Here is a 23,395-nt window from a genome sequence, read left to right on the forward strand (position 1 = left end):
ACCTTGACCGCCTGCGGGCACCAAGTCTGAACTAAAGGTTACCTAAAAAATGTCCAGTATGACCGTTGCCGAGTTTGCTAACGAACTCAAGAAATCCCCCGACACATTGCTTGAGCAATTGAAGTCGGCAGGTGTTGCCAAATCGGCCGCATCTGACAGGCTCACAGAGTCTGACAAGCAGCACCTGTTGAGTTATCTGCAGCTCAGCCACGGTACCAATACGGGCGAGCGCAAAAAGATCACGCTGGTCAAAAAATCGACCACCGAGATCAAGCAGGCCGATGCCACCGGCAAGGCGCGCACCATTCAGGTGGAAGTGCGCAAGAAGCGCACCTTTGTGCGTCGCGATGACGGCATGGAAGCCAGCCCGAGCGCTGCACAGGAAGAAAGTGCCGAGCAAGAAGCGCAGCATGCGGCCACGCTGCAAATTGACCACGCCGAATTGGCCCGGCGCGAAGAAGAAGCCCGTCGTCAAGCCGAGTTGATCCGTCGCCAGGAAGAGGAATTGGCCGAGCGCCGCCGTCAACGCGAGGCACAGGAAGCTGCTGCGCGCGAGGCTGCAGAACATGCCGCCGTTGCTGCTGCTGCCGAACGTGCACTGGCGCAACAGCAAGCTGCAAAAGCTTCGCCGGTGGCGACCGTTGATGACGGCGCTGCGCAAGCCGGCAAGGAAGCTGCCGCAGCGCAGGCTGAGGCCAGCAAGCTCGCGCAGCAACAAGCGCAGCTGCAAGCTCAGGAAAAGGCCGCACTGGATTCCAAAAAATTGAAGGACGAGGAACAGGCCCGCGCGCTCGATTTGAACGCACGTCGCCAAAAAGCCGAGTCCGAAGCCGCTGCCATCCGCTTGATGATGTCGCAGCCAGGCAAAAAATTACCACCCAAGAAGGAAGAGCCCAAGCCGGTGGCCAAGCCCGCCGAGGCCGCCAAAGCCGGTCTCAAAGGCACTTTGCACAAACCCGCGGGTAGCCCCGCCGGTGCCAAGCCGGCCGCACCCGGCGCTCCTGCCGCTGGCGCGGCCGCCGGTGCGGGCAAGGAAGTCAAATCGGCCAAGCTTTCCAGCAGCTGGGCGGGTGACCCGGCCAAGAAAAAAGGCATTCCCACCCGTGGTGACACCGGTGCGGGCGCCGGTCGCGGTGGCAATTGGCGCGGTGGGCCACGTGGCCGTCGCGGCAGCAATGACCGCGGTCACGACGATCACCACCAGGCTGCGCCGGTCGAGGTGCGGGTGCTCGAAGTGCACGTGCCGGAAACCATCACGGTGGCCGAATTGGCCCACAAGATGGCTGTCAAGGCCTCTGAAGTGATCAAACACCTGATGAAGCTGGGCCAGATGGTCACCATCAACCAGCCGCTGGACCAGGACACGGCCATGATTCTGGTGGAAGAAATGGGGCACAAGGCCATTGTGGCGGCGCTCGACGACCCGGAAGCGTTTACCGACATTGAGGTGTCGCAGCAGCAGGCCGAGTCCCTGTCACGCGCGCCTGTCGTGACCGTGATGGGTCACGTCGACCACGGCAAGACCTCCTTGCTGGATTACATTCGCCGCACCAAGGTGGCGTCGGGTGAGGCCGGCGGCATTACCCAGCACATTGGTGCCTACCACGTGGAAACGCCGCGCGGTGTGGTGTCTTTCCTCGATACCCCGGGCCACGAAGCGTTTACCGCCATGCGCGCCCGTGGTGCGCAGGCCACCGACATCGTGATTCTGGTGGTGGCCGCCGACGACGGTGTCATGCCACAAACCAAGGAAGCCATCAAACACGCCAAGGCGGCCGGGGTGCCGATTGTGGTGGCGATCACCAAGGTCGACAAGCCCGACGCCAACCCTGAGCGCGTCAAGAATGAGCTGGTGGTGGAAGACGTGATTCCTGAAGACTTCGGCGGTAGTTCGCCATTCGTTTCGGTGTCGGCCAAGACTGGCCAGGGCATTGACGAATTGCTCGAGCAAGTGCTGTTGCAAGCCGAAGTGCTGGAACTCAAGGCCCCGGTGGATGCCATGGCCAAGGGCCTGGTCATCGAGGCCCGGCTCGACAAGGGCCGCGGCCCGGTCGCCACCGTGCTGGTGCAGTCGGGTACCCTGAAAACCGGCGACGTGGTGCTGGCCGGTCAAACCTTTGGCCGCGTGCGCGCCATGCTCGATGAAAACGGCAAACCCGTCAAAACGGCGGGTCCGTCGATCCCGGTTGAAATCCAGGGCCTCACCGAAGTGCCGCAGGCCGGCGATGAATTCATGGTGCTCTCGGATGAGCGTCGGGCCCGCGAAATCGCCACTTACCGTGCCGGCAAATTCCGTCACACCAAGCTGGCCAAACAGCAGGCGTCCAAGCTCGAGAACATGTTCACCGACATGACGGCGGGCGAAGTCAAGATGGTGCCCATCATCGTCAAGGCCGACGTCCAGGGTTCGCAGGAAGCCTTGTCGCAGTCCCTGCTCAAGCTCTCGACCGACGAGGTCAAGGTGCAACTGGTGTACGCCGCAGTGGGTGCCATCAGCGAGTCCGATGTCAACCTGGCTATTGCCTCCAAGGCCGTCATCATCGGCTTCAACACCCGGGCTGATGCCGGTGCGCGCAAGCTGGCCGAGAACAACGGCGTTGACATTCGTTACTACGACATCATTTATGACGCTGTCGACGAACTCAAGCTGGCCATGTCGGGCATGCTGACGCCAGACAAGAAGGAAGAAGTCATTGGTACCGCCGAGATTCGCCAGATTTTCAAGGTCTCCAAGATCGGTTCCATTGCGGGCTGTATGGTCACCGCCGGTGTGGTGCGTCGCAGCGCGCGCTTGCGTCTGCTGCGCCAGAACATGGTGATCATGACCGGCGAACTCGAATCGCTCAAGCGCTTCAAGGACGACGCCAAGGAAGTGCGCGAAGGCTTCGATTGCGGCTTGAATATCAAGAACTACAACGACATCCAAGAGGGTGACGTGCTGGAGTTCTTCGAGATCCGCGAAGTGGCGCGTACGCTGTAAACAATTGGGCCTGACCTGTGCATAAAAAATCTGCCACGCCCAACCGCGCCTTCAAGGTCGCCGATCAGATCCAGCGTGATCTGACCGAACTGATTGCGCGCGAGCTGAAAGATCCGCGTGTCGGCATGGTCACCATCCAGGGGGTCGAGGTGACGCCCGACTACGCCCATGCCAAGGTGTTTTTCAGCCTGCTGGCCGGTGACGTGAAAGCTTGCACCGAGGGCTTGAACCAGGCGGCAGGTTTCTTGCGCGCCGGACTGTTCAAGCGCCTGCACATCCACACCGTGCCGACCCTGCATTTTGTTTTTGACCAGACTCCTGAACGTGCTGCCGACATGAACGCGCTGATTGCGCGCGCCGTCGCCTCGCGGGCCAAGGAAGATTGATTAGATGAATGCGCCACGGGTACGGGTTGCCAGGCGCCCCGTGCATGGGGTGCTGTTGCTGGACAAGCCATTGGGCTGGTCGAGCAATGATGCGCTGCAAAAGGTGAAATGGCTCTTGCGTGCCGAAAAAGCGGGCCACACCGGCACGTTGGACCCGCTGGCCACAGGGGTGCTGCCACTGTGTTTTGGGGCGGCCACCAAGTTCAGCCAGTTGCAGCTGGATGCCGATAAAACCTATGAAGCGACCTTGTGTCTGGGTGTCAAGACCAGCACGGCGGATGCCGAGGGTGAGGTCATTGAAACCCGGCCCGTGGCGGTGGGCGCTGCCGATGTGGCGCGGGTGCAGGCGCAGTTCACTGGCAAGATTCGCCAGTTGCCGCCCATGCATAGCGCCTTGAAGAAAGATGGCAAGGCGCTGTACGAATATGCGCGTGCCGGGATTGAAGTGGAACGGGCCTCGCGCGAGGTGCAGATTTTTGAATTGCAGCTGACATGGGTGACCACCGAGGCGCTGCCGCCGGTCATCAAGTTGGTGGCCAAGTGCAGCAAGGGCACCTACATCCGCACGCTGGGCGAGGATATTGGTGAGGCGCTGGGTTGCGGAGCACATTTGAGTGCGCTGCGACGCATTGGCACCGGCGGTTTTGATGTGGCGCAGTGTGTCACGCTGGAAGCCCTGGAGGCCATGACCGAAGTGCAACGTCTGGCGTGTTTGTTGCCGGTGGACAGTTTGTTAGGTGATCACGCGGTGGTCACACTCGACGCGGACAATGCCGGGCGCTTCCTGTCGGGCTTGCGCCGTCGGGGCGATTGGCCTGATGCGGCGCAGGTGGCGGTGTACGCCAGCGAAGATGCCATGCTGCTGGGTGCGGCCCGCGTGGTGGCAGGTGAATTGATTCCCGGGCGGCTGCTCAGCCCGATTGAAATTGAACAGATGAGAAGTGTTAAACCGAATGTGACAGATGCCGGGACAGAAATGAGCGCAGGGTGCGCTGTCCTGAACTAATTTAAGAGAAAGTGAACCATGGCCCATAAACAAATCAGAAATATCGCGATCATTGCCCACGTTGACCACGGCAAAACCACCATGGTTGACCAGCTGCTGCGTCAGTCCGGCACCTTTGCCGAGCACGAAAAAGTGGTCGACACGGTGATGGACAACAACGCGATCGAAAAAGAGCGTGGCATTACCATTTTGGCCAAAAACTGTGCCGTGACCTGGGAAGGCACCCACATCAACATCGTCGACACCCCCGGCCACGCCGACTTCGGTGGTGAGGTGGAGCGTGCTCTGAGCATGGTCGACGGTGTGGTTTTGCTGATTGACGCCCAGGAAGGCCCGATGCCGCAGACCCGCTTTGTGACCAAGAAGGCGCTGGCCCTGGGCCTCAAGCCGATTCTGGTCGTGAACAAGGTCGACAAGCCCGGTGCCCGCCCGCAATTCGTGGTCGATGCCGCCTTTGACCTGTTTGACAAGCTCGGCGCCACCGACGAACAGCTGGATTTCCCGGTGGTGTATGCCTCCGGCATCAACGGCTGGTCGTCACTGGAAGAGGGTGGTCAGGGTGAGCAATGGGGGCCCGACATGTCGGCCCTGTTCAACACCATTCTTGACCATGTGCCGCACCAGCAGGGTGACCCGGCAGCCCCGCTGCAGTTGCAAATTTCTGCGCTTGACTTCTCCACTTTTGTCGGCCGTATCGGCGTCGGCCGGATCAGCCAGGGCACCATTCGTCCGATGATGGACGTGGTCGTCATGGAAGGTCCGGACGGCAAGGCGGTCAAAGGCCGCATCAATCAGGTGTTGACCTTCCAGGGCCTGGAGCGCGTGCAGACCGACGAAGCCGGCCCCGGCGAAATTGTGCTGATCAACGGCGTGGCTGACATCGGCATTGGTGTCACCATCACCGATCCGACCACGCCGGCACCGCTGCCCATGCTCAAGGTGGACGAACCCACCCTGACCATGAACTTTTGCGTCAACACCAGCCCGCTGGCCGGCCGCGAAGGCAAGTACGTCACCAGCCGCCAGATCTGGGACCGCCTGCAAAAGGAACTGCAGCACAACGTGGCCCTGCGCGTCAAGGAAACTGACGAAGAAGGTATTTTCGAAGTCATGGGCCGCGGCGAACTGCACCTGACCATCCTGCTGGAAAACATGCGCCGCGAAGGTTACGAACTGGCCGTTTCCAAACCGCGCGTGGTGTTCAAGGACATTGACGGCGTGCGTTACGAACCCATCGAGATGGTCACCGCCGACATTGAAGAGCAGCACCAGGGTGGCGTCATGCAGGCTCTGGGCGAGCGCAAGGCCGACCTGATCAACATGGAGCCAGACGGCCGGGGCCGGGTCCGCCTGGAGTACCGCATTCCGGCGCGTGGCCTGATTGGCTTCACCAATGAGTTCCTGAACCTGACGCGTGGTTCGGGCCTGATCTCCAACATCTTCGACAGCTACGAGCCGCACAAGGGTGAAATTGGTGGCCGCAAGAACGGCGTGCTGGTGTCGATGGATGCCGGTGAGATTTTCAACTATGCACTGGGCAAGCTCGACGACCGTGGTCGCATGTTTGTCACCGCCAATGACCCGGTCTATGAAGGCATGATTGTGGGTATCCACAACCGTGACAATGACCTGGTGGTGAACGCCACGCGCACCAAACAGCTCACCAACTTCCGCGTCAGCGGCAAGGAAGACGCGATCAAGATCACGCCACCGATCCAGCTGACGCTGGAATACGGTGTGGAATTCATCGAGGACGATGAACTGGTTGAAATCACGCCCAAGTCGATTCGCTTGCGCAAGCGCCATTTGTCCGAGCATGAGCGCAAGAAGGCTGGCCGCAACGCTTAAGCCGATTGAAGCTCACGCACAACCGCGCGGTCTGGGTGATGGTGGCGGTGACCCTGATGTGGTCCACCGCCGGTGTCGTCACGCGCCATCTGGAACACGCGCAAAAATTTGAGGTGACTTTCTGGCGCAGCTTTTTCACCATGCTGTGCCTGCTGGTGATGTTGCCGATGTTCAAGGGCCGTGATGTGTTCAGTCGCATGCGCCACGGTGGCGCGGCGCTGTGGTGGTCCGGCTTGTGCTGGAGCGGCATGTTCACCTTTTTCATGGTGGCCATCATGCTCACCACGGTGGCCAATGTGCTGGTCACCCTGGCCTTGGCGCCCCTGTTCACCGCGCTGGCCTCGCGCATTTTCATTGGCCACCGCATTCCGCTGCGCACCTGGCTGGCCATTGTGGTGGCGGGCGCTGGCATTGCTTTCATGTACGCCAGCCAGTTGAGTCAGGGCGTCAGCCTGGCCGGTACGCTGGTGGCGCTGTGTGTGCCCATTGCCGGTGCCGCCAACTGGACCATCACGCAACACTCGCATGCCCAGGGCAAAGACGTCGACCTGATTCCCGCTGTGTTAATTGGTGCGGTCTTGTCGTCACTGATCACGCTGCCGCTGGCCTGGCCGTTCCAGGCCTCTGCCTACGATTTGTCGCTGCTTTTTGGACTGGGTCTGGGCCAATTGGCCATTCCGTGCGTGCTGGTGGTGGTGTGCGCCCGCGTCTTGAAGGCCCCCGAAATCGCGTTGCTGGGTCTGCTGGAGGTTATTTTTGGCATCTTGCTGGCCTGGGTGGGCGCAGGTGAAGTGCCTGGCCCGGATGTGTTTGTGGGCGGTACGCTGGTCATTGGCGCCTTGGTGGCCAACGAACTGGTTGGCTGGCGGGACAGGGCATGAGTGACGACACGGCTGATGTGTTGTGCGAAGTTCGTGGGGCGGTGGGCTTCATCACCCTGAACCGTCCCCAGGCGCTCAACGCGTTGACCCTGTCCATGATCCGGGCCTTGACGACTTGCCTGCTGGCCTGGCGCGAGGATGACCGCATCCAGGCGGTTGCCATTCGTGGCAGCAACAAGGCCGGGCCTTTTGGGGCGTTTTGTGCCGGGGGCGACATCCGCTTTTTCCACCAGGCGCTGCTGTCGGGCGACCCGGCACCGGAAGATTTTTTTACCGAGGAATACACCCTCAATCACCTGATTCACAGTTTCCCCAAGCCGTACATCGCCTTCATGGACGGCGTCGTCATGGGTGGGGGCATGGGAATCAGCCAGGGTGCGTCGCACCGCCTGGTCACGTCACGCAGCAAATTGGCCATGCCGGAGACTGCTATCGGCTTGTTCCCGGATGTCGGTGGCGGTTATTTTCTGAGCCGCTGTCCCGGTTACGCGGGCGAATGGCTGGCCCTCACCGGGACCTCGTTGGGCGCCGCAGAGGCAATTGAATTGGGGCTGGCCGATCACTGTCTGGATGCCGGGAAGTTGGCCCAAGCTTGGGATGCCCTGGCCGACATCCAGTCGCCCGATGCCGCGGGTTTGCATTCCTGGCTGGCTGAGTTTTCGGTCGTTGAAAATGTCACCCCGGTGCTTGATCGAAGCCAGATTGACGCCTTTTTTGCGTTGGATTCTGTGAGCGCCATCGTGCACGCGCTGGAAGCCGATGCCTCCGACTGGGCACAGCGCAGCGCCCTGCAATTACGCCAGCGCTCGCCTTTGATGCTGCATGTGGCTTTTGAACAGATCCGTCGGGCGCGCCAACTCACCGTGGCGCAAGACCTGCGCATGGAGCGCGACATGATGCGGCATTGCTTTTTCCCGAGGCATTTGGCGCGCAGCGGTGCGCAAACCGAAACCGCTGAAGGCATTCGCGCCCTGGTGATCGACAAGGACAACGCGCCAGTCTGGCAACCGGCGCGCATTGAGGCTGTCACACCCGAGATGGTGCAGCCGTTTTTTGCCAGCCCCTGGGTGGCGCACAGCCATCCGCTGCGCGCGCTGCCCTGACTTTTGTTGCAGGTTGGCTAAAGCTGGCGGTAAATCTCCAGCGCCAGTTGCATCAGTGATGCACGGGGCAACTGGCCAGCCAGTGCGTAACCAAATCCCTGATCGACCCAGTAAAAGCTGGGAACAGCTGCCTCCGATTCAAACCGGAACCCGCTTTCCTTGCCTGACACACCCGCTGCGGCCTTGTCCATGGCGCCCAGGTAGAGCGTGACGCGCTGGCCCGCGACGTCTTGATACATGAACTGTGCCCGTGCCCCGGCTTCTCCTGGCAAGAGCCGCCCACCCACCAGGTTAAAGCCTTGCGTGGTCAGATCCGGCACCTTGAGGGGTTTGTCCAGTCGCTTGGACAGCCACTGCACCAAGTGCGTCTGTTCCTGCGCGGACACTTCGACCGGGTGACGAATTTCCGGTGCGTAAACAGCATGGGCCAGCACGGCCTGACGGACGAATTCACGCTCGGGCTGAATGCTCGCCATGCTGGGTGCCGTGGCTTCACGCCCCCCCAGCTCCTGCCAGTTGGCATTGGCCAACCAGCCTGCGCCAAATGCCATCACCACACCGGCCGCCATGCCACCATAGCGCCACCACGGGTGATCGGTCGGTCGCACCAGACTGTCGCCATGGGCGGCTTTCAGCAGCGTCGGTGGCACCGCCTCGGTCAGAACTTGTGTGTGCAGGCGCTGCAAGGCCTCACGCTGGTGTTGCCACTGCGCAAGCCTGGCCTGAGCGTCAGGGTCATGCGCCAGCCTCAGCCGCAGTGCTGCCAGTTCGTCGAACGCACCCTGGCCGTCCACCAGGGCGTGGAGTTCATCGTCAGTCAAGGGGTGGTCAGGCTTGCGGTTCATGGTGGTGGACGGTTTATTTCAAGCGGTGCAGCGTCACGGGGCGGGTTGGTGGCGCTTGATTGGTAGCCGGGTTTGTGCGCCCGTGTGCGGGCGCATCCAGCAGTGCCTGCAGTCGGCCTCTGGCACGCGACAAGCGCGACATCACGGTACCCAGCGGTACACCGGTCACCTTGGCAATATCGGCATAACTCATGCCTTCCATGCTGACCAGCAGCAAGATTTCCCGCTGCTCTGGCGGCAGTCGGAGCAGGCAACGTTGCAGGTCCAGCGCCTGGTCCGGGCTGGATGCCGGTGTCGGCAACTCATCGGCCAGATCGTCAATGTCGAGTATGGCCGGACGTCCTGCAACGGCCGACTGGCGCAATTGATTGACAAACAGGTTGTGCATCACGCTGAACAGCCAGGCGCGCAAGTTGGTTCCCACCAGCCACAGGCGCCATTTGCTGCAGGCGCGCTCCAACGTGTCCTGCACCAGGTCATCCGCCGCCCAGGTGTCCCCCGTCAGTGCCCGGGCATAACGGCGCAGCGAGGGAATCTGGGCAACCATGAGTTCGCGGCTCATGGGCTTATGTCAGGCAGGCAAGCATGGGATGTTTCTTCGAGTCGCGTGGAGGTGCCGGCTGCGCTGCCCGATCAGGGCTTGGCGACTTGCCAGATCCCGTTGACGCCGTCCCCGGTCTTGTCGCCGGGCTTGCTGTCCTTGACCCAGTAATAGACGGGCTTGCCCTTCAGCGCCCATTGTTTGCTGCCGTCATCGCGCGTGATGATGCTGAAGTCTCCGCTGGCGGAATCCTCCTTGGCCGCCATCAGCGGTGGCCAATTGGTGGCGCAGGGGCCATTGCAGACGGACTTGCCGCTGCCGGCCACATCCTTGTCGAAGGTGTAGAGCGTCATGCCGCTGGGGCCGACCAGGATGCCATCAGCGACTTTGGCAGGCGCTGAGGACACCGAGGCGCATGCCGTCAGCATGGCAAAGGTGACCGAGGTCATAAACAGTGCGGGTGATTTGAATGTCATGGTGAGCTCCAAAGTTGGGTGAGCGCAAACAGGCGTTTGCAATCACATGAACACCGGGCGGCGCGGTTTTATTCCCGCGGCCCGCAAATAAAGATTGAATCCGTGTTTTTACGCCATGACTACAATCCGCGCGAGTCTCCATTCTATGAAAATCTTCAAAAAATCTGTTTTGGTTTGTATCAGCCTGGCGGCGTCCTCCCGGTGGGCGGCGCCTTGGTGATCGGCGCAGTGGTGGCCATGGGGCTGATACGCTGGCAGGGTAGGGGCGCGGCGCTGTGAGTTTGCTCAAATCAGCCTCGGTGGTGTCGCTGCTGACGCTGCTGTCGCGCGTTACCGGGCTGGTGCGGGAGCTGCTGATTGCCTCCACGTTTGGCGCCTCAGCCATGACCGACGCCTTCAACGTGGCGTTTCGCATTCCCAATCTGTTTCGTCGTTTTTTTGGCGAAGGGGCTTTCAGCCAGGCCTTTGTGCCGGTGCTGGCCGCTGCCAAAACCCAGCAGGGTGATGCCGCCACCCGGGTGCTGGTCGACCGGGTCGCCACGGTGCTGGCCTGGGCGCTGCTGCTGCTGAGCGTGGCGGGTGTGCTGGGCGCGGGTGGCCTGGTCTGGGCCATGGCCAGCGGCATGCAGCAGGACCCGCGCGGCTATGAGGCTGCGGTGGTGTTGACGCGCTGGATGTTTCCCTACATCGCCTTCATGTCCTTGGTGGCGCTGGGTGCGGGGGTGCTCAACACCTACAAGCGGTTTGCCGTGCCCGCTGCCACGCCGGTGCTGCTCAATATTTGCATGATCCTGGCGGCCTGGCTGGGTGCGCCCTGGTTCAAAACCCTGGGGCTCGAACCCATCTACGCCCTGGCCGGTGGCGTGCTGCTGGGTGGCGTGTTGCAGTTGGCGGTGCAATGGCTGGCCTTGGGGCGCTTGGGGCTGCATCCCCGACCGGCCTGGCGCTGGTCGGCAATCAAGCAAGCGTGGGCCGATTCGGGCACCCAGAACATCCTGAGGCTCATGGGGCCGGCCCTGCTGGGCGTGGGCGTGGCGCACTTGTCCATGATCATCAACACGCAGATCGCATCCTATTTAAAGCCCGGCAGTGTGAGCTGGATCACCTACGCCGACCGCCTGATGGAGTTCCCCACCGCCCTGCTGGGCGTGGCTATGGGCGTGGTGTTGATGCCGCAGCTGGCCATGGCCCGCGCGGGGGGTGACACGGCCCGTTATTCGGCCATGCTCGACTGGGGCCTGCGCCTGGTGGTGCTGCTGGCGGTGCCTTGCGCCATCGCGCTGCTGGTGTTTCCGCTGCCGCTGGTGGCAGTGCTCTACCACTATGGCGCCATGACCGACTTTGACGTGCAGCAGGTGACCCACGCACTGATGGGCTGGGGCGTGGGCCTGGTCGGCATTGTGGCCATCAAGGTGCTGGCGCCGGGTTACTTTGCCAGCCAGGACACCAAAACACCGGTCAAGGTGGCGGTGGTGGTGCTGGTCCTGACCCAGGTCTTGAATTTCTTTCTGGTTCCCATTTTTGCCCATGCCGCGTTGACCCTGTCGATTGGCATTGGCGCCATGGTCAATGCGCTGTGGCTGTTGCTCGGGCTGTTGCAGCGCGGCAGCTACAAGCCCGAGCCGGGTTGGGGCCTGTTTGTGCTGCAAGTGCTGGCGGCCTGCGTTTTGCTGGGCTTGTTCCTGGTGTGGGCCAACAGCCACTTTGCCTGGACCGCATTGCGTGCCGAGAGTTTGAAGCGGATCGGCTTGCTGGCATCGGTTTTGGCGGTTTCAGCACTGATTTACTTTCTGGCCTTGTGGGCTGCCGGCATGAAATTGCGCCAGTTTTTAAGACGATAGACAATAGGCCCATGAATCTGTCCCTGAACATTCCCACCCCGCTGGAGTACTTTTCTGCGCTGGTGCACAGCGACGCCGATTTTCCCCTGCTGGAAGCCGCCATCAGTCTGGCGCAGGACGAGTACCCTGACCTCAGCGTGCAACAGGTGCTGGGCGACGTGGACCAGCTGCTGGCGCGCCTGAAACGGCGTTTGCCGGAAGACGCCGGTTCGCTGCAAAGATTGCGCGCCCTGAACCAGTTCGTGTACCGCGACCTGAATTTCGGCGGCAATTTCAACAACTTCATGGACCCTGACAACAGTTACGTGCATGTGGTGCTGCGTACCCGTCTGGCCATTCCCATTTCTCTGGCGCTGATCTGGCTGGAACTGGCCCAGGGTATCGGCCTGAAGGTGCGTGGCATCAGTTTTCCGGGGCATTTCATGGTCAAGGTCAATTTGACCGAGGGTCAGGTGGTGATCGATCCGCTGACCGGCAAGTCGCTCAGCCGGGAAGAATTGTCCGAGCGGCTGGCGCCGTTTCACGAGCTGGGTGGCCTGGATGACGAACAGGAGTTGCCGCTGGGCCTGTACCTGCAGGCGGCGCCACCGCGCGACATCATTGCCCGCATGTTGTTCAACCTCAAGGACATCCATGCGGCCCAGGAAGACTGGCCGCGCCTGATCACGGTGTTGGACCGTCTGATCGTGCTGCTGCCCCAAGCCTGGCCGGAGTACCGCGACCGGGGCCTGGCGCATGCCGAAGCCGGTCACCCGGGGCATGCGCTGGAAGACCTGGAAACCTACCTGGCCAACGCCACTGAAATTGGCGACCGGCGTGCCATCGCGGCACGGGTGGGCGAACTGCGGCGCGCTACCCAGTAAGCAAGTCACGGTCCGTTGCTGAATTCACACCCGAGGAGCCTATTGATGTCAAACCACGCCCTGATGCCGCGCGACCCGGTACCTGCCCTGAATGTTGCCTTGACCACGGGTGAACGTTTTGTGCTGGGTGCCAACCCCGGTGAAAAGTTTGATCTGGTGGTTTTTTACCGCGGCCTGCATTGCCCGATCTGTGCCAAGTACCTGATTGAACTCGAGCGCCTGGCGCCTGACTTTGCCGCACGCGGTGTGCAGGTGCTGGCGGTCAGTAGCGACGACGCCGAGCGTGGCCGGCAAATGGCCGACAAGGTCAACGCCAAGAACCTCAAGTTCGGCTACGGCCTGACTCTGAAGAGTGCGCGCCAGTGGGGGCTGTACATCAGCGCAGGCCGTGGCAAGACTTCCATCGGCATCGAAGAACCCGCGCTGTTCAGCGAGCCGGGTGTTTTTATTGTGCGCCCGGATGGCACGCTGTACTACGGTGCAGTGCAAACCATGCCGTTTGCCAGGCCACCGTTTCAAGACTTGTTGGGCGCCATTGACTTTGCCATCGCCAAGAACTACCCGGCACGCGGCGAATACACCGGTGAGGTTTAAGGACCGCGGCTCGCCACGGACGCAGGCGTGACTCTGATGGTTTTTGCAGCACCGCCGGCAAGCCCAATACTGGCGCGGCCTGGGGCACTTGCCAGACAGCTTATCCACAGATTAATGCACAGTTTTCAGGGGTAACTTCGGCCCGCTGGGAGGTAAATCTGCCGTCACGGACAAGCACGAAACTTGCTACCACAGATTTTTGCTTTCACTCTATGGCTATCCATACAGGTGGAGGCTCTGATTAATATTCAGGCACTGTCTGCCAAGCCATATCTGGTGCGGCTTGGCGCTCTTGTACCAGCAGTTATCCACAAGGTAGCGCACATATTTTTTGGGTAAGTTTTTTTTATGCATCCCACCCCTGACAAAGACACCATCGCCATGCTGCCGCCCTTTGGGCGGCTGGGGCTTGACCGCATTTCGCTGGTCGCCACACGCGCCGAGGCCGAGGCCGCTTATGCGGCACTGACGGCGGCCAGCGCCTGGGGTTTCGACACCGAATCAAAACCGACGTTTCGGGTGGGTGAGATGTCTGACGGTCCGCACATCCTGCAGTTGTCCACCCCCGAGCGCGCCTGGGTGTTCCAGTTGCACCACCGCGACTGCCGCGCGGTGGCGGCCGAGCTGCTGCAATTGAAAGGCGTTGCCAAAGCCGGCTTTGGCCTGCGCGACGACCGCAAACGCATCATTGAAAAGCTGGGTGTGGAGCCCGCTGGCATCCTGGAGCTGAACAGCGTGTTCCGGGAGCGCGGCTACCGCAAGGACATGGGGGTGAAAGGTGCGGTGGCGGTGCTGTTCCAGCAGCGCTTCATCAAGTCCAAAAAAGCGGCCACCAGCAACTGGGCCAATCTGCGCTTGACCGAGGCGCAACTGGTGTATGCCGCCAACGACGCGTATGCCGCGATCCGGGTGTTCGATGCGCTGGGTCTGGCGCCCGGCATGAGCGGGGTCAGTGGGTGATGAACTCGTAGCTCACTTCTTCGCTCTCGACCATATCGAGCAGGTCGTTCAGCACATCGTCGTCTTCGGTGCTGGCCCAGGTTTCTTCGGGGTCGCTGGCAAACAGCGGCTCGATGGCGATGTCCAAAAACTGACCGTTGGGCAGCTTCAGCACGTGGCCGCCTTCCGAGGTGGCGGACAGTTCCCAGTCGTCCGGGACCGACATTTCCAGTTTGATGGTGACGTTGAGTTTTTTCATGCTGTTCCTTTGTTGCCAACATGGCAAGAGCACGCGAATTGTATTGACACGCCTTGCCGGAGACGAGCAATAGTTCTTTTGGAAAGCAATTTATCGTTCTTTGGAAATATTGCCTGGTGAACTGATTGTTTCTAAAGTCAACGCGGCTGGCTTCGCCTGACGGCCTGCGTTCCAGCACCCAGCGAAACCTTGCCATTTTTTCATTTGATGTAAATCAAGCCAAGTTAAATATTCATTTAATTTGAACGTTATAGCCATAGAATCCAACCCATGTTTTCAGCGTCCACTTTCCTGCAGCGTCACACCCGGTGGATCCTTTTGGGGCTGGTGTTCTGTATGGGCGTGGCCATGGCCAGCCCCTTGGTCAAGCCAAAGTCGATGACCCTGGTGTGCACCGGTACCAACGCCGTCGCGCTGGTGCTGCTTGAGGCAGAAGATGATCCGGCCGCATCGCTCGCCATGGCGCTCGATTGCGCCGACTGCCTGCCTGTCGCCTTGCCCCCCCTTGATATCTCTGTTCGTGACATCGAAAAGCCGGTTCAGGGTCGCATCGCCGTTGCCAAGCCCTTGCCGCCTCCCGAGGCCCATTGTTTATCACCGCCCTCGCGCGGTCCTCCCACCCCCGTTTCCCCAACCTGAACTGAAAGGCCTTCCCATGAAAACCGAAACTCAACTGATTCCCCCTGGCTCCAACGCCTTGGCGCGGCGCTCATTTCTGAGCGCTGCCGCGGCGACCGGGCTGTCGCTTGGTGTTGTCGCCTGTGCCGACAAAAAATCGGAGGGCGCGGCAGTGCCGGCAAGTGCGCCTGCCACAACTGCCCCCCATGGCGCTGCAAACGTTCACCTCAAGCCCGGTGAACTCGATTCTTACTACGGCATCTGGAGCGGCGGCCACACCGGTGACATGCGCGTGTTGGGCATGCCGTCGGGCCGTGAGTTGCTGCGCATTCCCTGCTTCGTGCCCGACGCCCTGGTCGGTTGGGGCATCACCAACGAATCCAAGGCGATCATGGGCACCAAGCCCAACGGTGACCTGCGTTACAACGTCGCCGACACGCACCACACGCACGCCTCCTACAAGGACGGCAACTACGACGGCCGCTACGCCTGGATCAACGACAAGATCAACGCCCGCGTTGCGCGCGTCCGTCTGGACTATTTCATTTGCGACAAGATCACCCAACTGCCCAATGTGCAGGGCTTTCACGGCATCTTCCCGGACAAGCGCGACCCGGTGGATCAAGCCATCAACTACACCACCCGCGTTTTCTGCGGTGGCGAATTCTCGATCCCGCTGCCCAACACGGGTACCGAGGACGCCAGCCAATACCGCTCGATGTTCAGCTGTGTCGATGCCGAGACCATGGAAGTGCGCTGGCAGGTGCTGATTGACGGCAACTGCGACCTGGTCGCCACGTCGTATGACGGCAAGCTGGCCGCGACCAATCAGTACAACATCGAGATGGGTGCCCACTACGAGGACATGATGTCCGCTGAACGCGATGCCTGTCTGTTTTTCAACATTGCCCGCATTGAAGCGGCTGTCAAGGAAGGCAAGTTCAAGACCGTCGGCAAATCCAAGGTGCCGGTGGTGGATGGCACCCGCGAGTCCAACAAAGACCCCAAGACCGCGCTCACCGCGTACGTCTCGGTGCCAAAGAATCCGCACGGCGTGAACGCCAGCCCGGATGGCAAGTACTTCGTTTGCTCCGGCAAGCTCTCGCCCACCTGCACGGTGCTGGAACTGACCAAGGTGTTGGACTGGTTCGACGGCAAGCTCGAAAAACTCGATGCTGCGATCGTCGCCGAGCCTGAGGTGGGCCTGGGCCCACTGCACACCACGTTTGACGGCCGTGGCAATGCGTACACCACCTTGTTCCTGGACAGCCAGGTGGTCAAGTGGAACGTGGACGCGGCCATCAAGGCCCATGCCGGCGACAAGACCGCCAAATACGTGGTCGACCGTATTGACGTGCACTACCAGCCGGGCCACCTGAGCGCCACGCACGGGGAAACCATGGCGGCCGACGGCAAGTACCTGGCCGTGGGTTGCAAGTTCTCCAAAGACCGCTTCCTGCCGGTGGGTCCGCTGCACGCGGAAAACGAGCAGCTGATCGACATCTCGGGTGAGAAGATGGTGTTGCTGGCCGACCACCCGGTGCGCGGCGAGCCACACGACTTCATCATCTTCAAGCGTGATCTGGTCAAGCCCAAGCAGGTCTACTCGCTGGACGACTTCCCCAATGCGATCAAGGACCCGAAAGAGTCCGGCGTGTTCCGTCAGGGCAAGAAGGTCACGGTCAAGATGACCTCACAGGCACCCGCCTTCAGCCTGCGCGAGTTCAAGGTCAAGCGGGGCGACGTGGTCACCCTGATTTTGACCAACCTGGACAAGATTGAAGATTTGACGCACGGCTTTGCCATTCCGAACTACAACGTCAACTTCATCGTCAACCCGCAGGAAACCGCTTCGGTGACCTTTGTGGCCGATGAACCAGGTGTGTTCTGGTGCTATTGCACCCACTTCTGCCATGCCCTGCACCTGGAAATGCGCACGCGCATGATCGTCGAGGCCTAAGCCTCGCACCCGCTGGCCTGTCTCCGTTGGGGGCAGGTCAGCGGCCCCAAGGACCCTATACATGTCATTGCCCAGATTCCTCGCGCTGCCGCTGGCCTCGTTTTCGATTGTTTTGAGCCTTTGGGCTGATCCGGCGCACGCGCAAGCCTACGAGGCCAAGTTGCCCGCCGAGCTCGCCACCGCGCCTGACATGTGCGCGCTGGTGCCTTGCCAGGACGTGTTTCCGGGAGCCACCAGTTTCTCCAGCCGCATGGGACAGCCGCCTTATGTCGAGGCTTACGGCGCAGACCCCCAGTCACCTGCCGGCAAAAAACTGCTGGGCTACGTGATGTTGTCGACCGACATCACCGACACACCTGCCTATTCCGGCAAGCCGGTCGTGACCCTGATCGGCATGGATGTGCAAGGGCGCTATGTCGGCATCAAGGTGCTCAAGCATTCCGAGCCCATTCTGTTGCTGGGCATCCCGGAAAAAGCACTGATTGATTTCAATAACCAATACCTCGGCAAATCGGTCAAGGACCAGATCGAGGTCGGCCCGTCCCGCCCGGATGAGAATGTGCTCGGGCTGGACGCCATTTCAGGTGCCACCGTCACGGTGATCGCACAAAACCAGGTGATGCAATTGTCCGGCTCGGCGGTGGCGCGCCAGGTGGGCATCATCGAGCCCACGGTGCGCGAACCTGCGCGTTACGCGCTGAAAAACAAGGCTTACAGCTGGGCCGATCTGCTCGCGCTGGGTGTTGTCAAGCAGCTGCAGGTGACACCCAAACAGGTTGGGCTGGAAGGTGGCGGTGAACCCTTCATTGAGCTTTGGTTTGGCGACCTCAATCACCCCGATCTCAGCATGAGCCTGCTCGGCAAGCAGGGCAGCGAAAACCTGCGCTCGCGCCTCAATGAGGGCGACCACGCCTTTTTTGTCATCCGCACGGCGGGTCAGGAGTCCTTCAAGGGTTCGGGCTTTGTGCGCGGCGGCATCTACGACCGGGTGCAGGTCAAGCAGGGCGCCGAATCCTATACCTTTCGCGACCTCGACTACCTCAACCTGTACGGCATCGAGGCGGCGGGCGCGCCCAGCAGCACCGAGTCGGGTATTTTCATCATCCGCGCCGGTTCTTTCTCGGCAGCCTACCCCTGGAAGCTGGCTTTTCTGGGTAACCGCGTCGACCGGGCCACCGGTCACCGCAGTTTTGCCACCTTTGAAGCCAAGTACTGGCTGCCTGACGAATTGCTCGAAGGTGGCCGACCCACGGTGGTCGAGCCTGACGCACCGTGGGTGCGCATCTGGAAAACGCGCGCGCTTGAAATTGGCCTGTTTGCTTTTCTGCTGGTCGCGGTGACCGTGGTCTATGCCCTGCGCGAGCGCCTGACCCGGTTGTCCACGCACAAGAACAAGTGGCCGGTGAATGGCTTCAAGTACACCGCCTGGGGCTTGAGCATTGTGTTTGTCGGGTTTGGCGTGATGGCGCAGCCCTCCATCACCCAGGTGCTGACCTGGTTCCATGCGCTGCTGTTCCAGTGGACCTGGTCGCTGTTTTTGTCCGACCCGTTCATCTTCTTGTTCTGGATCTTCATCATCGTCACCGTGTTCCTGTTTGGCCGCGGCCTGTTCTGCGGCTGGATGTGCCCGTTTGGCTCCTTGTCCGAGGCCATCTTCAAGGTGGGCCGCGTGCTGGGCATGAAACGCTGGCAAAGACCGGTCCCGCAAGCGCTGCACGACAAGCTCAAATGGCTCAAGTACGCGATCTTCTTCGGCCTGCTGGCGGTGTCGATGTTCTCGATGGGCCTGGCCGAGGTGCTGTCCGAAGTCGAGCCCTTCAAGACCACCTTCCTGGTGGGTGTGCTGAACCGCAGCTGGCCTTATGGTTTGTTTGTGGCAGTGCTGCTCGGGCTGTCGCTGTTCATTGAGCGGCCTTACTGCAAGTACATCTGCCCGCTGGGCGCGGCGCTGGCCATGCCAAGCACCTTCCGTTGGTTCGGCCTCAAGCGCAAGCAGGACTGCAACAGTTGCAAGGCTTGCGCGGTGGGCTGTGGCGCCCAGGCCATTGATGCCCAAGGCCGCATTGACCACCGCGAGTGCCTGCACTGCCTGGACTGCATGGTGCTGTACACCGACCCCAAAGGCTGCCCACCGCTGGCCAAGGAGCGCAAGCGCCGCGAGCGCGATGGGCTGCTGATCACGCCGATCGGGCGCGACGGTTACTTCATCCCGATCGACGCGGTGCCGACGATGAGCGCCAAGGTGGCGCAAGGGCCCGATCCGCGCATGCCCACGCCACCCGTCGTGCCGCGCTACGCCGCCGGTCACCGGGGTCTGGGCTGGTTGCTGGCCGAGCTGCGTGACCATGTCTGGCCCTGGAGCCGCGACGGCTGGAAGACTCAGCGCGCCTTGCAGATGGCCGGCTTCTCACTCGCCATTGCCGTCAGCGTGGCCTGGTTACTGACCGCCAGCGGGCGCCTGTCCGAGAGTGCCATCATTGGCTGGTGGTTTGGCTGGAGCGTTTATGAAGTGCTGATCCGCATGAATGGCAAACGCTACGTCAAGGACGGCCCCTGGTGGCAGGCCCGCTACCGCGAAGCCAACTGGATGGACATGCTGAGCTATGTGGGTTTCAAGAATCTGCTGATTGGCGCCACGCTGTTCCTGGCCTTGAAAGCTCTGGGGATGCTGTCTTGATTGTGATGCTGAATCTGCACCAGCTGGTACTGGCTTGCCTGCTCTTGTGCTGCACCCCGCTGTGGGCTGCCGTCTGGCGGGTGCAGCCCGGGCAGGATGTGCAGGCGGTCATCAACCAGGCTGTGGCTGGCGATGTGGTGGAGCTCGAGCGCGGCTTTTATGACCAGAACCTGCGCATTGACAAGCCCATGACACTGCGCGGTCTGAATCGCCCCACACTCAGTGGCGGGCAGCGCGGTGACACCATCCGCGTGACGGCAACCGATGTGGTCATCGAGGGCCTGATCGTGCGCGACTCAGGCACCGAGCTGGTGAACCAGCATGCCGGCATTTACCTTCAGCCCGGTGCGCACCGGGCCGTGGTGCGTGACTGTGTGCTGGTGTACAACCTGTTTGGCCTGTGGATCGAGAAAGTCAATGACGTGCGCATTGAAAACAACCGCATCACGGGCTTGCGCGACTTCAACTCGTCACAGCGCGGCAATGGCATCCAGCTGTACAACACCAAGGGCGCGCGCATCATCGGCAACGATGTCAGCTTCGTGCGCGACGCACTTTACGTGGACGTGTCCCACCATGCCGAGTTTCGCGGCAACAAGCTGCACCACAGCCGCTATGGCAGCCACTATATGAACTCCTACTACAACCTGTGGGAGGACAACGACAGCTACTACAACCGGGGCGGGCTGGCCCTGATGGAAGTGCGTGATCAGGTGGTGCGCAACAACCGCACCTGGGGCAATTCCGACCACGGCATCATGTTGCGCACGCTGCAGGACTCGGTCATTGAGAACAACATCGTGGCCGGCAACAACCGGGGTTTTTTCATCTACGACGTGGAGTTCGCCACGCTGCGTGGCAACCTGGTGGTGGACAACCATGTGGGCGTGCACTTGTCGGCGGGCTCGACCCGTAACAAGGTCGAAGGCAATGATTTCATTGCCAACCGTGAGCAGGTGCGCTATGTCGGTGCCAAAGATGAAAATTGGGGCGGTCAACAACCAGGGCAGGGCAACCACTGGGGCAACTACCTGGGGTGGGACCGCGACGGCAACGGCGTGGGTGACCTGCCTTACGAAGCCAATGACCTGGTGGACCGCCTGCAGTACCGCCACCCCATCGTCAAGCTGCTGCTGGGAAGCCCGGCCATTCAGGCGCTGCGCCTGCTGAGCCAGCAATTTCCCGTGTTGCGTGTGCCCAGTGTGGTCGACCAACATCCGGCCATGGTGCCTTTCAATAAAAACTGGAGTCAATGGCGTGGCAAGCAATTCCGATGATGCCCTGAACCTCAGTGGCGTGAGCAAACACTACGGCAAGCGCAGTCACCCGCTGCTGGCGCTGGACCGGGTCGACCTGACGGTGCCCCGGGGCCAGTTGTTTGGCCTGATCGGCCACAACGGCGCGGGCAAGAGCACCCTGTTCAAGCTGGTGCTGGGGCTGATCACACCCAGCCAGGGCGACATTCATGTCAACGGCATTGCCGTGGGCGGCCCTGACTTTCGCACCGCCCGGCGCGCCATTGGCTACCTGCCCGAAAACCTGGTGCTGTACGACAACCTCTCGGGCCTGGAGACGCTCGAATTTTTTGCCCAGCTCAAGGGTGCACCCAAAACACAGTGCGCCCCCTTGCTGGCGCGCGTTGGCCTGGAAGCAGCGGCCCGGCGACCGGTGCGGGAGTATTCCAAGGGCATGCGCCAGCGCCTGGGTTTTGCCCAGGCGCTGCTCGGCAGCCCGCAATTGCTGCTGCTGGACGAACCCACCACCGGCCTGGACCCCAGTGCGATTCGCGACTTCTACGACCAGCTGGACCGTCTGCGCGCCCAGGGCGTCACCATCGTCATCAGTTCCCATGTGCTGGCCGAGCTGCAGCAGCGGGTCGACGCGCTGGCCATGCTGGGCAACGGCTGTGTTCAGGCGCAGGGGACGGTGGCCGCCTTGCGTGAGCACTCCGGCATGCCGATCAGGATCTGCGTGGCCGGGGACGCGGCACGTCTGACTGAATTGGTCAGTGCCTTGCAAGTCAACGTCGGGCATGCTGTGGCGTCGCTCATCCGACCGACCCCCGATACCCTGGAGGTGCACTGTGTTCGTGAGCACAAAATGGCCGTGCTGGGTCTGCTGGCACCTGCGGGTTTGCGTGACCTGCAGATTCTGGAGCCCTCGCTTGAGGATGTGTATTTTGGTTTGAGGGAAGAAGCATGAGCGCCACACTGCAACTGAGCCAGGTGCTGTCACTGGCCGGCAAGGAATTTCGCGACCGTTTTCGCAACCGCTGGGTGCTGGCGGTGGCGCTGGTGTTCACCGTGTTCTCGTTGTTGATCACCTATTTTGGCGCCGCAGTGCAGGGGCAAATCGGTCCGCGCTCGATCGAGCTGACCATTGCCAGCCTGGTCAGTCTGGTGATCTACCTGATCCCGCTGATCGCGCTGCTGTTGGGCTTTGACGCCATTGTGGGTGAGCGCGAGCGCGGTTCGCTTGACCTGCTGCTGGCCCTGCCCATCACCCGGCTTGAACTCTTGCTGGGCAAATTTTTGGGTCTGGCCGGCGCCTTGACATTGTCCACTGTGGCGGGTTTTGCCCTGGTGGCCGTGCTGCTGTTCCAGCAGTTCAGCTATGCCGGGCTGTACCACTACCTGGGCTTTGTTGTGAGCTCGGTGTTGCTGGGCCTGGCCTTTCTGAGCCTGGCCATGCTGCTGTCGGTGCTGGCGCGTGACCGCACCCGGGCCTCCGGGCTGGCGATTGCGCTCTGGTTTGCCTTGGTGCTGGTGTTTGACCTGTTGCTGCTGGGCCTGCTGGTGGCCAGCGGCGGTGAACTGGGCGGCGATGCCTTTGCCTACCTGCTGCTGCTCAATCCGGCAGATATTTTTCGCATTCTCAATATTTTTTCGCTCGACGACGTGCGCCGTTTGTACGGCCTCGCCAGCATCGTGCCACCCGCACTGGGCCAAGCCTGGTTGATGGGCGGCGCCATGCTGGTCTGGATTGTCGGGCCGCTTGCCCTTGCTTCCTGGAGGTTTAAACCATGACATCACTGACAACTTTCTCCCTCAATCGCCGCCGTTTGTTGTGTGGCTGTGCCGGCTTGGCGGCGCTCAGCCTGGCAGGCTGCCAGCCCAGTGACCCGAACGCCTCAGACGGCCTGGCGCCCGTGGCACTGGACAACATGGCGAGTTGCTCGCTCGACGGCATGCTGCTGGCAGACTTCCCGGGTCCCAAAGGCCAGATTTTGTACGCGCACGACAAGCAGGTGCACTGGTTTTGCGACACGGTCGAGCTGCTGTCAACCCTGCTGGCACCCGAGCAGGTGCGTGCCGTGCGTGCCGCTTATGTGCAAGACATGGGTAAGGCCGACTGGGTACGCCCCAGCGGGCACTGGATCATGGCGCGTGACGCCATTTTTGTGTTTGGCAGCAAGCGCCACGGTTCCATGGGCCCCACGGCCGCCAGCTTTGCCGACGAGAGCGCGGCACAAAGCTTTGTGCAGAGTTACGGCGGACGTGCGCTGCGCTTTGCCGACATCAAGCCCGAAATGGTCGACCTGAGCGGCGGCGCCTTGCACGACACGCGGATGTGAGCAT

22 protein-coding genes are annotated in these 23,395 nt (G+C 61.3%); 18 read left to right on the top strand and 4 right to left on the bottom strand.

Features of this window, described 5'->3' with window-relative positions; translation table 11 throughout:
* Positions 1–49: 49 nt before the first annotated feature.
* From infB to Q7U49_RS14325, 6 genes are read left to right on the top strand one after another with little or no spacing between them, the layout of a single operon-like run.
* Positions 50–2,980, top strand: coding sequence for a translation initiation factor IF-2 (gene infB / locus Q7U49_RS14300; RefSeq protein ID WP_304765053.1), 2,931 nt, complete (start codon positions 50–52; stop codon positions 2,978–2,980).
* A 17-nt stretch (positions 2,981–2,997) separates the two neighbouring features.
* On the top strand, positions 2,998–3,366 hold the full coding sequence (rbfA, locus tag Q7U49_RS14305; protein WP_296652850.1) for a 30S ribosome-binding factor RbfA: 369 nt from the start codon (positions 2,998–3,000) through the stop codon (positions 3,364–3,366).
* A gap of 4 nt (positions 3,367–3,370) precedes the next feature.
* Positions 3,371–4,372: a tRNA pseudouridine(55) synthase TruB gene (gene truB / locus Q7U49_RS14310; protein WP_304765056.1), complete on the top strand. Its 1,002-nt coding sequence runs from the start codon at positions 3,371–3,373 to the stop codon at positions 4,370–4,372.
* An 18-nt stretch (positions 4,373–4,390) separates the two neighbouring features.
* Positions 4,391–6,220, top strand: a complete 1,830-nt coding sequence (typA, locus tag Q7U49_RS14315; protein WP_304765059.1) for a translational GTPase TypA — start codon at positions 4,391–4,393, stop codon at positions 6,218–6,220.
* Between the two features lie 5 nt (positions 6,221–6,225).
* Positions 6,226–7,101: a DMT family transporter gene (locus Q7U49_RS14320; protein WP_370654014.1), complete on the top strand. Its 876-nt coding sequence runs from the start codon at positions 6,226–6,228 to the stop codon at positions 7,099–7,101.
* Positions 7,098–8,204 carry an enoyl-CoA hydratase/isomerase family protein gene (locus Q7U49_RS14325; RefSeq protein WP_304765062.1) on the top strand — a complete coding sequence of 369 codons (1,107 nt, stop codon included), beginning with the start codon at positions 7,098–7,100 and terminating at the stop codon, positions 8,202–8,204. The genes Q7U49_RS14320 and Q7U49_RS14325 overlap by 4 nt, the downstream gene beginning before the upstream one ends.
* Positions 8,205–8,221: 17 nt before the next feature.
* Here Q7U49_RS14325 and Q7U49_RS14330 read toward each other — a convergent pair whose 3' ends face one another.
* From Q7U49_RS14330 to Q7U49_RS14340, 3 genes are all read right to left on the bottom strand, one after another.
* Positions 8,222–9,049: an anti-sigma factor gene (locus Q7U49_RS14330; RefSeq protein ID WP_304765064.1), complete on the bottom strand. Its 828-nt coding sequence runs from the start codon at positions 9,047–9,049 to the stop codon at positions 8,222–8,224.
* 13 nt (positions 9,050–9,062) lie between these two features.
* A complete protein-coding gene (locus tag Q7U49_RS14335; RefSeq protein ID WP_304765067.1) occupies positions 9,063–9,611 on the bottom strand; it encodes an RNA polymerase sigma factor in 549 nt (182 codons plus the stop codon).
* Between the two features lie 71 nt (positions 9,612–9,682).
* Entirely contained in the window at positions 9,683–10,039 is a 357-nt protein-coding gene (locus tag Q7U49_RS14340; RefSeq protein ID WP_370654016.1) for a hypothetical protein, read from the bottom strand.
* Positions 10,040–10,102: 63 nt separating this feature from the next.
* Here Q7U49_RS14340 and Q7U49_RS14345 point away from each other — a divergent pair, with 63 nt between their 5' ends.
* The 5 genes from Q7U49_RS14345 to Q7U49_RS14365 all read left to right on the top strand — a co-directional run bounded on the left by Q7U49_RS14345 (position 10,103) and on the right by Q7U49_RS14365 (position 14,324).
* Complete coding sequence (locus Q7U49_RS14345; RefSeq protein WP_304765072.1) at positions 10,103–10,345, top strand: hypothetical protein; 243 nt, start codon at positions 10,103–10,105, stop codon at positions 10,343–10,345.
* A complete protein-coding gene (murJ, locus tag Q7U49_RS14350; RefSeq protein ID WP_304765074.1) occupies positions 10,342–11,907 on the top strand; it encodes a murein biosynthesis integral membrane protein MurJ in 1,566 nt (521 codons plus the stop codon). The genes Q7U49_RS14345 and murJ overlap by 4 nt, the downstream gene beginning before the upstream one ends.
* A gap of 11 nt (positions 11,908–11,918) precedes the next feature.
* Complete coding sequence (locus tag Q7U49_RS14355) at positions 11,919–12,770, top strand: SirB1 family protein (RefSeq protein ID WP_304765077.1); 852 nt, start codon at positions 11,919–11,921, stop codon at positions 12,768–12,770.
* 45 nt (positions 12,771–12,815) lie between these two features.
* Positions 12,816–13,364, top strand: coding sequence for a peroxiredoxin-like family protein (locus Q7U49_RS14360; protein ID WP_304765080.1), 549 nt, complete (start codon positions 12,816–12,818; stop codon positions 13,362–13,364).
* A 348-nt stretch (positions 13,365–13,712) separates the two neighbouring features.
* Entirely contained in the window at positions 13,713–14,324 is a 612-nt protein-coding gene (locus tag Q7U49_RS14365; RefSeq protein WP_304765082.1) for a 3'-5' exonuclease, read from the top strand.
* Here Q7U49_RS14365 and Q7U49_RS14370 read toward each other — a convergent pair.
* Entirely contained in the window at positions 14,314–14,562 is a 249-nt protein-coding gene (locus tag Q7U49_RS14370) for a hypothetical protein (RefSeq protein ID WP_304765085.1), read from the bottom strand. The genes Q7U49_RS14365 and Q7U49_RS14370 overlap by 11 nt on opposite strands.
* Positions 14,563–14,832: 270 nt before the next feature.
* Here Q7U49_RS14370 and Q7U49_RS14375 point away from each other — a divergent pair, with 270 nt between their 5' ends.
* From Q7U49_RS14375 to Q7U49_RS14405, 7 genes are all read left to right on the top strand, one after another.
* Positions 14,833–15,201, top strand: a complete 369-nt coding sequence (locus Q7U49_RS14375) for a DUF2946 domain-containing protein (protein ID WP_304765088.1) — start codon at positions 14,833–14,835, stop codon at positions 15,199–15,201.
* A gap of 16 nt (positions 15,202–15,217) precedes the next feature.
* Positions 15,218–17,140 (top strand): TAT-dependent nitrous-oxide reductase, encoded by a 1,923-nt coding sequence (gene nosZ / locus Q7U49_RS14380; RefSeq protein ID WP_304765091.1) that lies wholly within the window; start codon positions 15,218–15,220, stop codon positions 17,138–17,140.
* A gap of 61 nt (positions 17,141–17,201) precedes the next feature.
* Complete coding sequence (locus Q7U49_RS14385) at positions 17,202–19,817, top strand: NosR/NirI family protein (protein ID WP_304765094.1); 2,616 nt, start codon at positions 17,202–17,204, stop codon at positions 19,815–19,817.
* Between the two features lie 5 nt (positions 19,818–19,822).
* A complete protein-coding gene (locus tag Q7U49_RS14390; protein ID WP_304765097.1) occupies positions 19,823–21,094 on the top strand; it encodes a nitrous oxide reductase family maturation protein NosD in 1,272 nt (423 codons plus the stop codon).
* Positions 21,075–22,019: an ABC transporter ATP-binding protein gene (locus Q7U49_RS14395; protein WP_304765100.1), complete on the top strand. Its 945-nt coding sequence runs from the start codon at positions 21,075–21,077 to the stop codon at positions 22,017–22,019. Before Q7U49_RS14390 ends, Q7U49_RS14395 begins: the two co-directional genes overlap by 20 nt.
* Positions 22,016–22,843 (top strand): ABC transporter permease, encoded by an 828-nt coding sequence (locus tag Q7U49_RS14400; RefSeq protein WP_304765103.1) that lies wholly within the window; start codon positions 22,016–22,018, stop codon positions 22,841–22,843. The genes Q7U49_RS14395 and Q7U49_RS14400 overlap by 4 nt, the downstream gene beginning before the upstream one ends.
* Entirely contained in the window at positions 22,840–23,391 is a 552-nt protein-coding gene (locus Q7U49_RS14405) for a nitrous oxide reductase accessory protein NosL (protein WP_304765106.1), read from the top strand. The genes Q7U49_RS14400 and Q7U49_RS14405 overlap by 4 nt, the downstream gene beginning before the upstream one ends.
* Positions 23,392–23,395 lie beyond the last annotated feature (4 nt).

Origin of the sequence: Rhodoferax sp. (assembly GCF_030653815.1) — a bacterium.
In the GTDB taxonomy this organism is placed as follows: Bacteria; Pseudomonadota; Gammaproteobacteria; order Burkholderiales; family Burkholderiaceae_C; genus Rhodoferax.

What these genes read in the sequence shown, in the direction of transcription:
- infB (WP_304765053.1), top strand. Translation starts at nt 50, where the DNA reads ATGTCCAGTATGACCGTTGCCGAGTTTGCTAACGAACTCAAGAAATCC.
- truB (WP_304765056.1), top strand. Translation starts at nt 3,371, where the DNA reads ATGAATGCGCCACGGGTACGGGTTGCCAGGCGCCCCGTGCATGGGGTG.
- typA (WP_304765059.1), top strand. Translation starts at nt 4,391, where the DNA reads ATGGCCCATAAACAAATCAGAAATATCGCGATCATTGCCCACGTTGAC.
- Q7U49_RS14325 (WP_304765062.1), top strand. Translation starts at nt 7,098, where the DNA reads ATGAGTGACGACACGGCTGATGTGTTGTGCGAAGTTCGTGGGGCGGTG.
- Q7U49_RS14330 (WP_304765064.1), bottom strand. Translation starts at nt 9,049, where the DNA reads ATGAACCGCAAGCCTGACCACCCCTTGACTGACGATGAACTCCACGCC.
- Q7U49_RS14335 (WP_304765067.1), bottom strand. Translation starts at nt 9,611, where the DNA reads ATGAGCCGCGAACTCATGGTTGCCCAGATTCCCTCGCTGCGCCGTTAT.
- Q7U49_RS14340 (WP_370654016.1), bottom strand. Translation starts at nt 10,039, where the DNA reads ATGACCTCGGTCACCTTTGCCATGCTGACGGCATGCGCCTCGGTGTCC.
- Q7U49_RS14355 (WP_304765077.1), top strand. Translation starts at nt 11,919, where the DNA reads ATGAATCTGTCCCTGAACATTCCCACCCCGCTGGAGTACTTTTCTGCG.
- Q7U49_RS14360 (WP_304765080.1), top strand. Translation starts at nt 12,816, where the DNA reads ATGTCAAACCACGCCCTGATGCCGCGCGACCCGGTACCTGCCCTGAAT.
- Q7U49_RS14365 (WP_304765082.1), top strand. Translation starts at nt 13,713, where the DNA reads ATGCATCCCACCCCTGACAAAGACACCATCGCCATGCTGCCGCCCTTT.
- Q7U49_RS14370 (WP_304765085.1), bottom strand. Translation starts at nt 14,562, where the DNA reads ATGAAAAAACTCAACGTCACCATCAAACTGGAAATGTCGGTCCCGGAC.
- Q7U49_RS14375 (WP_304765088.1), top strand. Translation starts at nt 14,833, where the DNA reads ATGTTTTCAGCGTCCACTTTCCTGCAGCGTCACACCCGGTGGATCCTT.
- nosZ (WP_304765091.1), top strand. Translation starts at nt 15,218, where the DNA reads ATGAAAACCGAAACTCAACTGATTCCCCCTGGCTCCAACGCCTTGGCG.
- Q7U49_RS14385 (WP_304765094.1), top strand. Translation starts at nt 17,202, where the DNA reads ATGTCATTGCCCAGATTCCTCGCGCTGCCGCTGGCCTCGTTTTCGATT.
- Q7U49_RS14390 (WP_304765097.1), top strand. Translation starts at nt 19,823, where the DNA reads ATGCTGAATCTGCACCAGCTGGTACTGGCTTGCCTGCTCTTGTGCTGC.
- Q7U49_RS14400 (WP_304765103.1), top strand. Translation starts at nt 22,016, where the DNA reads ATGAGCGCCACACTGCAACTGAGCCAGGTGCTGTCACTGGCCGGCAAG.
- Q7U49_RS14405 (WP_304765106.1), top strand. Translation starts at nt 22,840, where the DNA reads ATGACATCACTGACAACTTTCTCCCTCAATCGCCGCCGTTTGTTGTGT.